The 15079-nt window shown below is 67.1% G+C and carries 10 protein-coding genes; 7 read left to right on the top strand and 3 right to left on the bottom strand.

Translation table 11 applies throughout. From position 1 onward, the window contains the following. Positions 1–79 precede the first annotated feature (79 nt). From NLR35_RS14840 to NLR35_RS14815, 6 genes are all read left to right on the top strand, one after another. Positions 80–391, top strand: a complete 312-nt coding sequence (locus NLR35_RS14840) for a hypothetical protein (protein ID WP_257167271.1) — start codon at positions 80–82, stop codon at positions 389–391. 219 nt (positions 392–610) lie between these two features. Then, a complete protein-coding gene (locus tag NLR35_RS14835; RefSeq protein ID WP_257167270.1) occupies positions 611–1345 on the top strand; it encodes an outer membrane beta-barrel protein in 735 nt (244 codons plus the stop codon). A 245-nt stretch (positions 1346–1590) separates the two neighbouring features. Continuing rightward, on the top strand, positions 1591–3729 hold the full coding sequence (locus NLR35_RS14830) for a methyl-accepting chemotaxis protein (protein ID WP_257167269.1): 2139 nt from the start codon (positions 1591–1593) through the stop codon (positions 3727–3729). 252 nt (positions 3730–3981) lie between these two features. After that, a complete protein-coding gene (locus tag NLR35_RS14825) occupies positions 3982–5040 on the top strand; it encodes an MBL fold metallo-hydrolase (protein WP_257167268.1) in 1059 nt (352 codons plus the stop codon). A 195-nt stretch (positions 5041–5235) separates the two neighbouring features. After that, positions 5236–6465, top strand: a complete 1230-nt coding sequence (gene hemA / locus NLR35_RS14820; RefSeq protein ID WP_257167267.1) for a 5-aminolevulinate synthase — start codon at positions 5236–5238, stop codon at positions 6463–6465. Between the two features lie 432 nt (positions 6466–6897). Beyond that, positions 6898–10419: a PAS domain-containing hybrid sensor histidine kinase/response regulator gene (locus tag NLR35_RS14815; RefSeq protein ID WP_257167266.1), complete on the top strand. Its 3522-nt coding sequence runs from the start codon at positions 6898–6900 to the stop codon at positions 10417–10419. A gap of 37 nt (positions 10420–10456) precedes the next feature. Here the strand turns inward: NLR35_RS14815 and NLR35_RS14810 are convergent, their stop codons facing one another. After that, on the bottom strand, positions 10457–12475 hold the full coding sequence (locus tag NLR35_RS14810) for a DUF3857 domain-containing protein (RefSeq protein ID WP_257167265.1): 2019 nt from the start codon (positions 12473–12475) through the stop codon (positions 10457–10459). Positions 12476–12605: 130 nt separating this feature from the next. Then, entirely contained in the window at positions 12606–13427 is an 822-nt protein-coding gene (locus NLR35_RS14805; protein ID WP_257167263.1) for an AraC family transcriptional regulator, read from the bottom strand. Between the two features lie 104 nt (positions 13428–13531). Here NLR35_RS14805 and NLR35_RS14800 point away from each other — a divergent pair, with 104 nt between their 5' ends. Then, positions 13532–14080, top strand: a complete 549-nt coding sequence (locus tag NLR35_RS14800; RefSeq protein ID WP_257167262.1) for a carboxymuconolactone decarboxylase family protein — start codon at positions 13532–13534, stop codon at positions 14078–14080. 70 nt (positions 14081–14150) lie between these two features. Here NLR35_RS14800 and NLR35_RS14795 read toward each other — a convergent pair whose 3' ends face one another. Beyond that, positions 14151–15062 (bottom strand): LysR family transcriptional regulator, encoded by a 912-nt coding sequence (locus NLR35_RS14795; protein ID WP_257167261.1) that lies wholly within the window; start codon positions 15060–15062, stop codon positions 14151–14153. Positions 15063–15079: the final 17 nt, after the last annotated feature.

Genomic DNA, 15079 nt, shown 5'->3' with positions numbered 1-15079 from the left:
TGGCAATCGTCTGACCTGGCGCAAGGCGGGCCGCGTCGGATTTGCGAGGCTGCGGCGTATCCCCCTCAGGAGCCTTCCGATGTCGAAACCCATTCCCGACAAGGCCGAGATCGCGCTGGAATATCCCGACAAGTTCTACGTCGGCACGTTCGAACGATCCTCGCGCTTCGAGGTGCATCTCGAACCCTCAGGGCTGGCGCTGACCCTGGAGCGGCCGGGAGCAGAGGACGTCCGCAAGTCGATCCACATGCACCTGAACTATGGGCTGCTCGCCGCGATCCTCACCGAGCTCGCCGCAAGCGTCGGCGCGATTCCCGCGGACGACGACTTTCACCGGTCTCAGCTGCGCGACGCCGCGGCGGCGCTGCACGAAGCCCTTAAGGCGCGTTAACCGCTTGTGCCGCAACGGCACAGCGGCGTGCACGAACGATCCGCACGACAGGCTTCGTTAGGACTCTGCTAACTACGACGCGACGTTTGCCGGCGAACCGGTTGGGTTCGAGGGCGGTGTGCTGCGCGAGTGACAGCATTTGATTCAAATTCGATCTATCTCCAACCCATCGACGGCGCGCACTGCGCGAGCCTTGTTAGTCTGAGTTGGAGACCCGCCATGAAGAAGATCCTGTTCGCCACCGTTGCGCTCGCCGTGCTCGCCTCGGCTCCGTCCGCCTTCGCCGCCGACCTCGGCGCCCGCACCTATCCCTACGCGACCAAGGCGCCGCCGGCCTACGTCTCGCCGATCTACAACTGGACCGGCTTCTACATCGGCGCCCATCTCGGCGGCGCGTTCTCCAGCAACAACAACTATTCCGGCCTCGGCACCGGCAACAATTCCAATGGCCGCTTCCTCGGCGGCGTGCAGGTCGGCGCCGACTGGCAGTTCGCGCCCACCTGGGTGATCGGCGCGGAAGGCCAGTACAGCTGGCTGAGCGGTAATGTCGGCGCGGCGTTCCCGCTCGGCTATACCTATACCAACAGCCAGCGCGGCCTCGGCTCGATCACCGGCCGCTTCGGCTACACCTGGGGTCCGGGCCTGCTCTATGTGAAGGGCGGCTACGCCTATTCGGACAACAATGAGAAGGTGACGCTGGCCGGCACCCCGGTGCCCTTCGCCACGAATGGCGATCACCGCAACGGCTGGACCATCGGCGGCGGCCTCGAATACATGTTCGCGCCGAGCTGGTCGGCTAAGGCCGAGTATCAGTACTACAATTTCGGCAACGCCACGTTCACGACGCCCGCCGCGCTGGTTCCGACCGGCAGCTTCAGCACAGACGATCACACCTTCAAGGCCGGCGTGAACTACCGCTTCAACTGGGGCGCTCCTGTCGCGGCCCGCTACTGAGCTACACAGGCGTCAAATAAAAACAAGCAGCGAGCGGCCGGCAGCGATGCCGGCCTTTTGTTATCATGGGTTATCGGTTCCGCGGACTAACAACCCTTTCTGCGCTGTAGAATGCCGCGACATGAAATGCGGAAATGCGCAAAAAATCAGCACGAACTGCGTAATTTCCCGGATTGTTAACTCGCCGCCGCGATAGTGCCCCGCAAACATCAGCTCAAAGTAGCGGCTATTGAGGGAAACGAGACATGGCGGGTCGATTCAGCTTCAGCAGAATGCTCGGAGTCCTGCGTCCCAGATGGGGCGTCCGTGGCAGCCTGTTCGCCGCCTTCGCCGTGATCGCGGGCATGGCGATCGCCATCAGCATCGGCGCCGGACTGATGCTGCGCCACATCGGCAGCACCATGGTCGACCTCTCCAGCCGCGACATTCCCCGCCTCACCTCCAGCCTGCAGCTGCTGGCGCAGAGCTCGAGCCTCGCCAGCCTCGGCCCCGCGCTGTTGGGTTCGCAAAGCGAGGATGCGCTCAACGAGCGGCTGAAGAAGATGCAGGAGATCCAGAAGGGCACCGAGCAGCGGCTTGCCGAGATCGCAGCACTCGGCGCCGCCAAGAGCGTCGTGGCGCCGCTCGCTGAGACCATCAAGAACATCAACGAGGCCAATCAGAGCCTGGTCTCGGCGGCGCGCGAGCGGCTCGCAGTCGCGGCCACGCACAATCAGCAATACGACGCCCTGCGCAAGGCGCAGGAGGAGTTCACCAAGGCGGCGAACGAGCCGATGCTCGACGCGCAGACGCAGCTCAATGCCGTGCTCGGCGCGGCGGAAGTGTCGGCTGACGACGCAACGGCGGCGGCGCGCTTCGTCGAGCAGCTCGGCAACGTCATCGCATCCGGCAATCTGATCGTGGCGCAGATGGCCGCCGCGCTCTCGGCCAATGACAGCGACACGCTGGAGGCCGTCGAGCGGCAGTTCAAGGACTCGCTGGCGCAGCTCAAATCGAACCTGGAGCTGCTGCCGAGCGGCCGCGGCACCAAGGCGATCAACGATGCCGCGATGAAGCTCGCCGCGCTCGGCGAAGGCAAGACCCGCGTGTTCAAGACCCGCGAGAAGGAGCTCGACGCCAACGATTACGGCCAGACCGTGCTGGAGGAGACGCGCAAGCTCAATGTCGGCCTCGACATCAGCGTCCAGCAGCTGGTCGAGGGCGTGCGCAAATCGACCGAAGGGGCCACCGGCACGGCCGGCCGCGAGATCGAGTTGGGGACGCTCGGCATGATCGGCGCCGGCGCGGCCACCCTGCTCGGCTCGGTGCTGTTCGTCTGGCTCTATGTCGGCGGCAACATCCTGCGCCGCATCAAGCGGCTGCAGCAGGCGATGCAGAACCTGTCGAGCGGCGACCTCGAGACCGAGATCGCGGCGTCCAAGCAGCACGACGAGATCGGCGCGATGGTCGACACATTGCAGGTGTTCCGCGACAACATGATTCAGGCGCGCACGCTCGCCGCCGAGCAGGATCGCGAGAACGTGGCCAAGGCCGAGCGCGCGACGCGCATGGAGGCGCGGATCGCCGAGTTTGAGGCCACGGTGCGCAGCGCGCTCGCCAATCTGCAGAGCTCCGCCAGCGCGATGCAGACGACCGCGCAGAGCATGTCGCAGACGGCCGATCAGTCCAACTCGCTGGTCAGCGCCGTCGCTGCCGCGGCCGAGGAGACCTCGGTCAACGTACAGACGGTGTCGGCCGGTACCGAGCAGCTGTCGTCGTCGATCGCGGAGATCGGCCGCCAGGTCGTGACCTCGGCGCAGATCGCCAAGAAGGCGGTCGAGGAGGCCGGCGCCACCGACTCCACGATGCAGGGCCTCGCCGACAATGCCAGCCGCGTCAGCGTCGTCGTGGACCTGATCCAGGCGATCGCCTCGCAGACCAACCTGCTGGCGCTCAACGCCACCATCGAGGCGGCGCGCGCCGGCGAGGCCGGCCGCGGCTTCGCGGTCGTCGCCCAGGAGGTGAAGAGCCTCGCCAGCCAGACGGCGAAGGCCACCGACGAGATCCGCACCCAGATCGCCGGCATGCAGCAGGTCGCCTCGTCGGCCGTGTCGGCGATCCGCAACATCGGCGAGACCATCGCCGAGATCGACAACGTCACGACAGCGATCGCCGCCGCCGTCGAGCAGCAGGGCACCGCGACGCACGAGATCGCCCGCAACATCCAGCAGGCGGCGTCGGGCACCACCGAGGTCTCCAACAACATCACCGGCGTCTCCAGCGCCTCGGCCCAGGCCGGCACCTCCGCCAACGAGGTGCTGAGCGCCTCGGAGACACTGCGCCGCGAGGCCGAGACGCTGCGCGAGGAGGTCGACGCGTTCCTGACCAACATCAGGGCGGCGTAGTCGCCATCCGGGCCTCGCCCTTCGAGACGCCCGCCTCTGGCGGGCTCCTCAGGGTGAGGAGGTCAGGTCGCTAGGGGCCGGCCGACCGAGCGATCGAAGCGCAGATCCTCAACCCTCATGGTGAGGAGGCGCCCAGCGCCGTCTCGAACCATGAGGCCCCCGCCTGCCGCGTCCCGGAATGCCCGGCAGCCATGTGAATCCGCCGCGTTTTTCGGCTGGCGCTCGCCCGCTGTGGCCGTTAATCGATGAGGCATGACCAAGACCGACACCGCCACCTCCTCCGCCGAAGCCCTGCGCTACCCCTGGGAGCAGCATCCCGGTGAGGACCAGGTCGTCGAGGTCGCGCCCGGCGTATTGTGGCTGCGGCTGAAGCTGCCGTTCCGGCTGAACCATGTGAACATCTACCTGCTCGCCGACGGCGACGGCTGGGTCGCGGTGGACTCCGGCTTCGGCAACGAGGAATCGATCGCCGCCTGGACGCGGCTGCTCGAAGGGCCGTTGAAGCATGTAAAGATCAGCCGGCTGATCGTCACCCATTCGCATCCCGACCACGTCGGCCTCGCCGGCTGGATCGTCGAGCGCTTCAACTGTCCGCTGGTGATGTCGCAGGTCGAATATCTGCAATCGGTCTATCACCAGAACCGCGGCACCGAGGAGCGGCGCAACGCGCAGCGGCTGTTCTTTCGCCGCCACGGCATGGACGAAACGCTGACCGACAAGCTGCTCGGCCGCGGCCAGGAATATCTGCAGCGCGTCTCGGTGCTGCCGGCCTCCTATCGCCGCATCGCCCATGGCGACGAGATCCAGATCGGCAGCCGCCGCTTCAAGGTGATCACCGGCGGCGGCCACGCGCTCGACCAGGTGATGCTGTATTGCGCCGCCGACAAGCTGTTCCTGTCCGCCGACCAGGTGCTGAGCAAGATCTCGCCCAATGTCAGCGTCTGGGCGGTCGAACCGGACCAGAACTCGCTCGGCGAATATCTGGCGTCGCTGGCGAGCCTCACCACCACCCTGCCCTATGATCTCCTGGTGCTGCCCGGCCACGGCGTGCCGTTCTACGGCCTGAAGACCAGGATCAAGCAGCTCGCCGACCATCACGAGGAGCGCTGCCGCATGATCGCGGATGCCTGCCGTGACGAGACCAAGACCTCGGCGCAGCTCGTGCCCGTGGTGTTCCACAAGCACGTGCTCGATCCGCACCAGATGGGCTTCGCCGCCGGCGAGCTGATCGCGCACGTCAACTACATGCTCGTCGAGGGCCGCCTGACCGCGCAGGAGGTCGACGGCGTGCTGCATTATCGCACCACCTGAGGTGGCCGCAGGTCTGCCGCAAGACCACCGTCGTTCGGCCGTCATCGGCGCAGCCTTGGACAAATCGCCCAAGTCCCGCCGTGGGATTCCGGCTCGACAGCCGCTCTGGAAAAGCTCTAAGAAGGCCTTAAGCCCCCGTCGCTTAGAGGGTCCGTTCCAGGCGCTGCGCTGCAGCGCAGCACGTCAGGTTTCGTGATGGACTACAACCAGTACTTCAGTGCCGCCCTCGGTCGTCTGCATGATGAGCGCCGCTACCGGGTCTTCGCCGATCTCGAACGTATCGCCGGCCGGTTCCCGCACGCGACCTGGCACTCCCCGAGCGGTCCGCGCAACGTCGTGATCTGGTGCTCGAACGACTATCTCGGCATGGGCCAACACCCCAAGGTGGTCGGCGCCATGGTCGAGACCGCGACCCGCGTCGGCACCGGCGCCGGCGGCACCCGCAACATCGCCGGCACGCATCATCCCCTGGTGCAGCTGGAAGCCGAGCTCGCCGATCTCCACGGCAAGGAAGCGGCGCTGCTGTTCACCTCCGGCTACGTCTCGAACCAGACCGGCATCGCCACGCTCGCCAAGCTGATCCCGGACTGCCTGATCCTGTCGGATGCGCTCAATCACAACTCGATGATCGAGGGCGTGCGCCAGTCCGGCTGCGAGCGCCAGATCTGGCGCCACAACGACCTCGCCCATCTCGAACAGCTGCTGATTGCCGCGGGCCCGTCCCGGCCGAAGCTGATCGCCTGCGAGAGCCTGTATTCGATGGACGGCGACGTCGCGCCGCTATCGGCGATCTGCGATCTCGCCGAGCGCTACAATGCGATGACCTATGTCGACGAGGTCCACGCGGTCGGCATGTACGGCCCGCGCGGCGGCGGCATCGCCGAGCGCGACGGCGTCATGCACCGCATCGACATTCTCGAAGGCACGCTTGCGAAAGCGTTCGGCTGCCTCGGCGGCTACATCGCCGCCAAGGGTGAGATCATCGATGCCGTGCGCTCCTACGCGCCGGGCTTCATCTTCACGACCGCGCTGCCGCCGCCGATCTGCTCGGCCGCGACGGCTGCGATCAAGCACCTGAAGTCGTCGAGCTGGGAGCGCGAGCGGCATCAGGACCGCGCCGCGCGCGTCAAGGCGATCCTCAACGCCGCCGGCCTGCCGGTCATGGACAACGACACCCACATCGTGCCGCTGTTCGTCGGCGATCCCGAGAAGTGCAAGCAGGCCTCCGACCTGCTGCTCGAAGAGCACGGCATCTACATCCAGCCGATCAACTATCCCACGGTGGCCAAGGGCACCGAGCGCCTGCGCATCACGCCCTCGCCCTACCACGACGACGGCCTGATCGACCGCCTGGCCGAAGCCCTGCTGCAGGTCTGGGAGCGCCTGGGATTGGCGCTGCACAAGAAGCCGCTGGCAGCGGAGTAGCTGTTCGACTTGTTGTGGTGAGCCCGCACGCGTGGACGCGACAGCGGTGCGCTCCCCTCCCCCTCGCGGGGAGGGGTCGGGGGTGGGGGTCCACGAGTCCCGCTTTCAATGAGGCCCCAAGATCTCTAGAGCGACGACTCCCGCCGCTCAGTCGCGAGCGGATCGTCCGACGCGCACGCCATCTCAGTTCAGCGCCCGGAGACCCCCACCCCCAACCCCTCCCCGCAAGGGGGAGGGGAGTGCACCGGCCCTGCTGTGCCGACGTCGGCTCTCATGGGCAAGACGCGCCGCGAGAGCGAAGGCGACCGCCCGCCCTTAACGATGCCTCCGCGTTCCCTGCGTCTCCGGCACATCCCTATCGCCCCTCCTCCTCCAAGGCGCTAAGCTCGCGGCCCAATCCAGGGCGGAACGAGCGAGGAGTTCGCGCGAGACATGCTGCACGACTGGGGCGTGATCCTGGCCGCGTTCGGCTATATCGGTTTCCTGTTCCTGGTCGCCAGCCGCGGCAACCGGGCCGGGGAGCGGCGGCCGGCGGAGGGGCGCGGGCGGCTGGCCGGTCTGATCTACCCGCTGTCGCTGGCGATCTACTGCACGTCCTGGACGTTCTTCGGCTCGGTCGGCTTCGCCTCGCGCACCAGCGTCGATTTCCTCGCGATCTATCTCGGCCCGATCCTGATGGTCGGCGCCTGCACGCCGCTGCTGCGCCGCGTGATCCATCTCGCCAAGACGCAGAACATCACCTCCGTCGCCGACCTGATCGGCGCGCGCTACGGCAAGAGCCAGGCGGTGGCCGCCACCGTCGCGCTGATCGCGATCATCGGCTCGGTGCCGTACATCGCGCTGCAGCTGAAGGCCGTCGCCTCCTCGCTGCAGACCATCCTGATCGACGACCGCGCCTTCGCCCACATCCCGATCGTCGGCGACATGGCGCTCATGGTGACGCTCGCGATGGCGATGTTTGCGGTGCTGTTCGGCACGCGGCAGACCGATGCGACCGAGCACCAGCATGGCCTGATGCTCGCGGTGGCCACGGAGTCGATCATCAAGCTGGTCGCCTTCATCGCGGCCGGCGCCTTCGTCACCTTCTGGATGTTCTCGCCGGTCGAGCTGATCGAGCGCGCGATGAAATCGCCGGAGGCCGAGCGCGCGCTGGAATACGTGCCGGGGATCGGCAACTTCCTCACCATGACGTTGCTGTCGTTCTGCGCCGCCATGCTGCTGCCGCGCCAGTTCCACGTCAGCGTGGTCGAGAACGCCGGCGACGCGGAAGTCTCCCGCGCGCGCTGGCTGTTCCCGCTCTATCTCGTCGCGATCAATCTGTTCGTGATCCCGATCGCGCTCGCCGGCCTCGTCACCTTTCCGTTCGGCGCCGTCGACAGCGACATGTATGTGCTGGCGCTGCCGATCGAGGCAGGCTCGCAATGGCTGTCGATTCTTGTGTTCGTCGGCGGCCTGTCGGCGGCGACCGCGATGGTGATCGTCGAATGCGTCGCGCTGTCGATCATGGTCTGCAACGACATCGTCGTGCCCCTGGTGCTGCAGCGCCAGGAGGCGCAGCGCGAGATCGGCCGCGACTTCGCGGGCTTCCTGCTCGGCACCCGCCGTATCGCGATCTTCGCCATCATGGTGATGGCCTATTTCTACTACCGCGCGCTCGGCACCGCGCAGCTCGCCGCGATCGGCCTGCTGTCGTTCGCCGCGATCGCGCAGCTCGCGCCGAGCTTTTTCGGCGGCCTGCTGTGGCGGCGCGCCACCGCGCGCGGCGCCATGGGCGGCATGCTGGTCGGCTTCGCCGTCTGGCTCTACACCCTGTTCATCCCGAGCTTCCTCGACACCTCGACGGCGGGCATCCTGTTCCTGCAGCACGGCCCGTTCGGGCTGGAGGCGCTCAGGCCGCAGGCGCTGCTCGGCACCGACCTGCCGCCGCTGTTGCATGGCGTGCTGTGGAGCCTGTCGCTCAACCTGCTCACCTATATCGTGCTGTCGCTGGCGCGGCAGCCATCGTCGATCGAGCTGCTGCAGGCCGATCTGTTCGTACCGGCCGAGCTGACGCCGAGCGCGCCGAGCTTCCGCCGCTGGCGATCGACCGTGACCGTGCAGGACATCCAGAGCACGGTCGGCCAATATCTCGGTCCCGACCGCGCCCGCGCCTCGTTCGAGGCGTTCGCCCTTCAGCGCAACATGTCGCTCGATCCGGCCTCGCCCGCGGATTTCGAACTCTTGCGTCATGCCGAGCACCTGATCGCCTCGTCGATCGGCGCGGCGTCGTCGCGCTTGGTGATGTCGCTCCTGCTGCGCAAGCGCACCGTGTCGGCCAAGGCCGCGCTGAAGCTGCTCGACGATTCCCACGCCGCGCTGCATTTCAACCGCGAGATCCTGCAGACCGCGCTCAACCATGTGCGCCAGGGCATCGCCGTGTTCGACGCCGATCTGCAGCTGATCTGCTCCAACGGCCAGTTCGTCGACCTGCTCGGCCTGCCGCCGCATCTCGTGCAGATCGGCAGCCCGCTGAAGGAAATCCTCGAATTCATGGGCACGATCGGCGCGCCGACCTATGAGGACAGCGAGGCGCTCTTGGCCCGACGGCTCGCCGCCTACACCACCGAGGGCGAGCCCTATCTCGAGCGCCTCGCCGACCGCCACATGGTGATCGAGGTCCGCACCAACCGCATGCCCGATGGCGGCCTCGTCATCACCTTCACCGACGTGACGCCGTCGTTCGAGGCCGCCGAAGCGCTGGAGCGCGCCAACGCCACCTTGGAAAAGCGCGTGCGCGACCGCACCGAGGAGCTGACGCGGCTGAACTCCGAGCTCGCGGTCGCCAAGAGCGCCGCCGAGGACGCCAACATTTCCAAGACGCGCTTCCTCGCCGCCGCCAGCCACGACATCCTGCAGCCGCTGAACGCGGCGCGGCTCTACGTCACGAGCCTGGTCGAGCGGCAGACGGCAGGCGAGGATTCACGCCTGGTCGAGAACATCGACGACTCGCTCGAAGCGATCGAGGAAATCCTCGGCGCGCTGCTCGATATCTCCCGGCTCGATGCCGGCGCGATGACGCCGTCAGTGTCGAGCTTCAAGATGGCCGATCTGATGCGCTCGCTGGAAATCGAGTTCGCGCCGGCCGCGCGCGCCAAAGGTCTCGAGCTGATCTTCGTGCCGTCCTCACTGCCGGTCGAATCCGACCGCCTGCTGCTGCGCCGGCTGCTGCAGAACTTCATCTCCAACGCCATCAAATACACGCCCAATGGCCGCGTGCTGGTCGGCTGCCGCCGCCACGGCACGTCATTGCAGATCGGCGTGTATGACACCGGCGTCGGCATCCCCCCGGTCAAGCGCGGCGAGATCTTCAAGGAATTCCACCGCCTCGAACAGGGCGCGCGGATCGCCCGCGGCCTCGGCCTCGGCCTGTCGATCGTCGAGCGCATCGCGCGCGTGCTCAACCACGGCATCGCGCTGGACTCGCGGCCCGGCCGCGGCTCGGTCTTTTCAGTCACCGTGCCGATCGCGAAAGCCATCAACCACACTGCGGCCGTCACCAGCGCCACGCCGCTCGCCAAGACGTCGATCGGCGGCGCGCTGATCGTCTGCATCGAGAACGATCCGGCGATTCTCGACGGCATGCGCACATTGCTCACGGCCTGGGACGCCGAAGTGATCGCCGTCTCAGATCCGGAGTCCGCCGAGGAGGCCATCGCGGCGCGCAATGGCGCCGTCACCGGCCTCTTGGTCGACTATCACCTCGACCGCGGCAACGGCATCGCCGCGATCCGCGACATCCGCCGCCGCTTCAACGAGACGCTGCCCGCGATCCTGATCACCGCCGACCGCAGCCCGCACGTCCGCGCCGCCGCCCGCGACGACAACATCGCCGTGCTCAACAAGCCGCTGAAGCCGGCGTCGCTGCGCGCGCTGCTCGGACAATGGCGGATCCAGCAGATGGTGGCGGCGGAGTAGCGAAGGCCCTCTCTTGCCGAATTGCGCTGTCGCCAGCTCAGTGGTTGCCTGCCGTCAATAGCGCCCGGAGGACAGCGATGGCGAGCCAGAGGACCACAAAGACGAATGGAGCCGAGAACTTCAGGTTCAGGTTCGATTGAAAGCCGGGCGGGCGGATCTTGTCGTGCTTGGCCGATGCATGGACAAACAGGATGTTCTGCTGCGCGCACCTCACGAGGAGGTCGTACTCCTCGGCCTTGGACCGCGGCAGGGTCCAGCTCTCGACCGTCAATTCCATGAAGCTCTCGATATGGCGGCCTTCGGCGCTGCATCGGCTCGCGAGCCTGAGGCCGGGCAGATCATGGGACTCCTCGGACCTCGCGTCCGGCCAGTCGCGTGGCATTTCTACCTGAAGCAGCCACGAGAGGCGCCTGGGACGACCAAGAAAGATATCGTGCTCGCGCGCGGCACGTCCGGCGGCTGACACGTCTGTGCTGATATGGTTTTCGACGAACTGCAGACGAATTTCGTCAGGCTTGTCCGATCCGCGCCAACAGTCACTGACCGCGTATCGTGCATCCAGTAATATCCTGTTCTGGACCCGGTCGTCCTGGATCTCGATCGGCATCGCTTCAGTCGCCGTCGGCCAATTGGCCTGCAATTGGTTGAGCAAGCTGCGTGCGAGGCCGGCCTCCCCCTCATTCGCAATCATGTTTCTGACCTGGTCGGCACCCCAGGCAGAGAATTCCAGGCTGCGACGCAGCGTGGCCGGAGCCTGGCGCGTTGGACCGATGCGCCAGTCGTCGTGGCAGTGAATGATTTGGTGGACGGCGTGCTCCGGCAGGCGCTCCAGCCGAGAGACGTCCGGCGCCAGCGGCAAGGCCCATCCGAGATGCGGCACTTCGATCTGGCCGAGGCTGCCGCCCTGAAGCGAGAGGGTCGGATCAAGCCAATAGCTGCGTCCGCCGAGGCGGAGGCGGACGATGCAATGATCGAACACAGCCGGGCTCGGCAGCACCTGGTCCAGCGCGACACCATGCGTCGTCGAGACCAGCGCGGCACAGGCGTCGAGTCCGAGGCGGCGCGCACCGGCCACGTACAGTCGCGCCTTGTCCTTGCAGTCGCCGAAGCGACCGGACCAGATCGTCTCGAGGTCGCGCGGCGTCAGGCCGCCCTCCCCCAACGAGAGAAAGAAGTAGCGCAACTCGCCCTGGACCAGGCGCAGCCATTCCACCGCCCGCTGCTCGGGCTCAGCAAAGGCTTGGCCGATCCGATCGATCTCGATGGCGAGCTCCGGCGGAATGCCGTGGCTGTCATAGGCCCCGGCCATCAAGCCCGCGACCTCGCCCCAGCTCTCGAACTCGCTGAGCTGAAACGCAGGCACCTCGAAAACCCAGGGGGGCGTCAATGGCGCGCTCGGGCCGCGCTTCTTCTGACCCACCAGACGCCGGCGAATGTCCTCGATGTCGTCATGCACGCTGATCTCTGGACGCGGAGGGTCGTTGAAATCGCGGCTGGCGATGTTGCGGTCGCGCGGCTTCAACAGCCGGTGACGGTGATCGAAGGTCGGATTGAACGCGTCGAGCGCCACCCAGGTCAGATACTTGCCGCGGAAGATCGGCTTGTCGCCATGGAGCGAGCAGCAGAACTCCAGGATATCGTTGGCGCGCACGTCCGGGACCAGGAAAGACGCGGTGAGGCGCCCGTTGAGCATCAGCCGCTCGATGTCGCGCTCGCGGCGGAAGACCTGGAAACAGCCGGGCTGCGCATGCTCGATGCGCTGGTCGCCGCGCAGGATGCGGACATAGTGGACCTCGAGCGTCTGGTAGCCGGGGTCGAACTCGATGACGATGTGGGACGCCCTCTCGGCGCCTTCCTTGGTCAGGATCCGTTGCGCCGACCGAAACGTCCAGAGCGGCTGTGATCCGGTGAGGTTGACCTGGACATCGGCCAGCAGCCGGCAGACCCCGTTGGCAACGCAGGACTCCTGCTCCGGCGACGGCTCCACCGCATACGCGGCGAGATCCACCCAGGCCGGGACGGGCGTATGGCGCACCTCCTCGGCCTTGCCCGCCATTGCCCCAGCGAGCGCCTTTTCCTCGACCTCATTCACGATGACACGCCCCACACGCAACCCAGCTTGGGTTACCGTCGTTCGCAAAAGCGTTCAAGCGAAGGCACGAGCGGCTCAGCGAAGCGCGGCCTGTTCAGCCGTCGCGATCGCCCTTGCCCGCCAGCTCCCTCGGCGGGCGTCCCGACGTCCGGCTGAACACGCGCGAGAACGCGGCGGGGCTGTCGTAGCCGACCTGCGCCGCGACGCTCTTCACGGGCTTGCCCTTGGCCAGCAGTTGCCGCGCCAGCGTCATGCGCCAGGCCGTGAGATAGTCGATCGGCGTGCGGCCGACGCGCGTCCGGAACAGGTCGGCGAAGCGCGTGCGCGACATGCCGGCGGCCTCGGCCAGATCCTCCAGGGTCCACGCCTTGGCCGGCGCCTCGTGGATCGCAGTCAGCGCCTTCGCCAAACGCGGATCGGCAAGACCGGCGAGCACGCCGCTCTCGACGCGACCGCCGGCTACGACATGGCGCACGATCAGGATCAGCAGATAGTCGAACAGCCGGTCCAGCGCCGCCTGCCGCCCACCACCCTCGGCAAAGCCTTCGGCGACCAGGAGGTCGCAGACCGGCGCGAGCGTCGGATGCCCGGCGAGCGGCATGATCACCAGCTCCGGCAGCCCCTCGCCGATCGGATTGCCCTCGGCGCCGCCGAGCTCGACGGTGGCGCAGACCAGATCGGCGCCGCGGTCGGGATCGACGCGGAAGCGGTGCGTGCGCCCGCGCGGGAAGAACAGCAAGGTCGGCTCGTGCAGATCCAGATCATCGGCGCCCGGCTGAACCAGCGTCAGCACGCCGCCCTTGAACAGATGCAGATGGCCCTCCGGCCCGAACTCCACGGTGTTGCAGAGGTTGCCGGCGAAGAAGGTCCGGGCCCGCGGCGTGACATGGGCGAACAAGGCGGCGAACGGATCCATGAGACGCCCTCGGTACGATCTGCAATGTTTTCGGCACCTGATGTCACCAATAGTCCGGCATAGAGAGCGCGTGCAACCCCGCAGTCCAATAAAGGATCTTCCCCATGCCCCGTATCGCTGTCGTCGACACCGCCCGCGCCGAAGCCGGCGTTCTCGCCACGCTGTCCGCCGTGAAGGCCAAGATCGGCATGACGCCGAACCTGTTTTCGACCTTCGCTCAGTCGCCGGCCGTGCTGAACGGCTACGTCGGCTTCTCGGATGCACTCGCCAAGGGCGCGCTCACGGCCAGGCAGCGCGAGATCATCGCGCTCACCGTCGCCCAGGCCAACGGCTGTGAGTATTGCCTCGCGGCGCACTCGCTGATGGGCAAGGGTGCAGGTCTCTCCCCCGACGGCCTGCGCAAGGCGCGCGCGGGAACGGCTGACGACACGACGGACGCCGCCATCGCGCGCTTCGCGCGCCGCGTCCTCGAAGCGAAGGGCCAGGTGGCCGACGCTGATCTCACAGCGGCCCGCTCCGCAGGCCTGGACGATGGCCGGCTGCTCGAGATCATCGCCAACGTCGCGATCAACGTCCTCACCAACTACACCAACAACGCGGCGCAGACCGTCATCGACTTCCCCAAGGTCGATCTCACCTTGCAGCCGGCCTGATCGCCAGGACACGCAGGCCGCCCGCCTGGGCTTTCGAGCGCGAGCGGGCGGCACGCGTGATCCATGACGACTACGACTCTCGCCGCGCGCCCATCCGCTCCACCAGATAGTCCACGAACACGCGCACGCGCGCCGGCGTGTTGGCGCCGCCGACGAACACCGCGTGGAAGACCTCACGGTCGCCGGGATTGAACGCCTCGAGCAGCCGCACCAGCCGGCCGTCGGCGATCGCGTTGCCCAAGCTGAAATCACCGACGCGGGCGATGCCGACGCCATCGCGCGCGAGTTCGGTGAGCGTGTCGCCGCTGTTGGCTTCGATGGCGCCGCGCAGCTTCAGCGCGTAGTCGACGCCGTCGCGGCGAAACGGCCACACCGGCTCGGCGCGGCGGAAGCTGAAGTTGAGGCAATTGTGGTTGTGCAGATCCTCCGGCGTCTCCGGCACGCCCCAGCGCGCGAGATAATCGGGCGAGGCGACGATGCTGCGGCCGTTGTCGCTGAGCCGGCGCGCCGTCAGCGCGCTGTCGGCCATAGGACCGCCGCGGATCGCCACGTCCGCCTGTCCCGCCGCGATGTCGACGAGACCGTCGCTGAGATTGATGTCGACCAGGATGTTCGGATAGCGCCGCACGAACTCGCCGAGCAGAGGCACGATGCAGAGACGGCCGTGCGAGAGCGCGGCACTGACCCGGATGCGCCCGCGCGGCGCGCCCTGGTCGGCGATCGCCTGCTCCGCCTCGTCGAGATCGGCGAGGATGCGGCGGGCGGCCGCCAGATAGGCCTGCCCCTCGGCCGTCAGCGTCAGCGCCCGCGTCGAGCGCAGCAATAGCCGCGCGCCGAGCCTGATCTCGATGCGGTCGAGCGTGCGGCTGACCGCCGATGGCGTCAGCCCGAGGCTCCGCCCGGCCGCCGAGAAGCTGCCGCTGTCGGCGACGGCGCAGAACACTTCGAGATCCCTCGCACGGTCGGCACTGGCCAGCATCATCTTTGCGTCCAGAGCAA

Origin of the sequence: Bradyrhizobium sp. SRS-191, from assembly GCF_024586915.1 — a bacterium.
Classification (GTDB): domain Bacteria; phylum Pseudomonadota; class Alphaproteobacteria; order Rhizobiales; family Xanthobacteraceae; genus Bradyrhizobium.
This window is presented reverse-complemented; position numbering and strand designations above follow the sequence as displayed.

Bases quoted from the DNA above. Each gene is read 5' to 3' on its own strand.
- NLR35_RS14840 (WP_257167271.1), top strand. From the start codon at position 80: ATGTCGAAACCCATTCCCGACAAGGCCGAGATCGCGCTGGAATATCCC.
- NLR35_RS14835 (WP_257167270.1), top strand. From the start codon at position 611: ATGAAGAAGATCCTGTTCGCCACCGTTGCGCTCGCCGTGCTCGCCTCG.
- NLR35_RS14830 (WP_257167269.1), top strand. From the start codon at position 1,591: ATGGCGGGTCGATTCAGCTTCAGCAGAATGCTCGGAGTCCTGCGTCCC.
- NLR35_RS14825 (WP_257167268.1), top strand. From the start codon at position 3,982: ATGACCAAGACCGACACCGCCACCTCCTCCGCCGAAGCCCTGCGCTAC.
- hemA (WP_257167267.1), top strand. From the start codon at position 5,236: ATGGACTACAACCAGTACTTCAGTGCCGCCCTCGGTCGTCTGCATGAT.
- NLR35_RS14815 (WP_257167266.1), top strand. From the start codon at position 6,898: ATGCTGCACGACTGGGGCGTGATCCTGGCCGCGTTCGGCTATATCGGT.
- NLR35_RS14810 (WP_257167265.1), bottom strand. From the start codon at position 12,475: ATGGCGGGCAAGGCCGAGGAGGTGCGCCATACGCCCGTCCCGGCCTGG.
- NLR35_RS14805 (WP_257167263.1), bottom strand. From the start codon at position 13,427: ATGGATCCGTTCGCCGCCTTGTTCGCCCATGTCACGCCGCGGGCCCGG.
- NLR35_RS14800 (WP_257167262.1), top strand. From the start codon at position 13,532: ATGCCCCGTATCGCTGTCGTCGACACCGCCCGCGCCGAAGCCGGCGTT.
- NLR35_RS14795 (WP_257167261.1), bottom strand. From the start codon at position 15,062: ATGATGCTGGCCAGTGCCGACCGTGCGAGGGATCTCGAAGTGTTCTGC.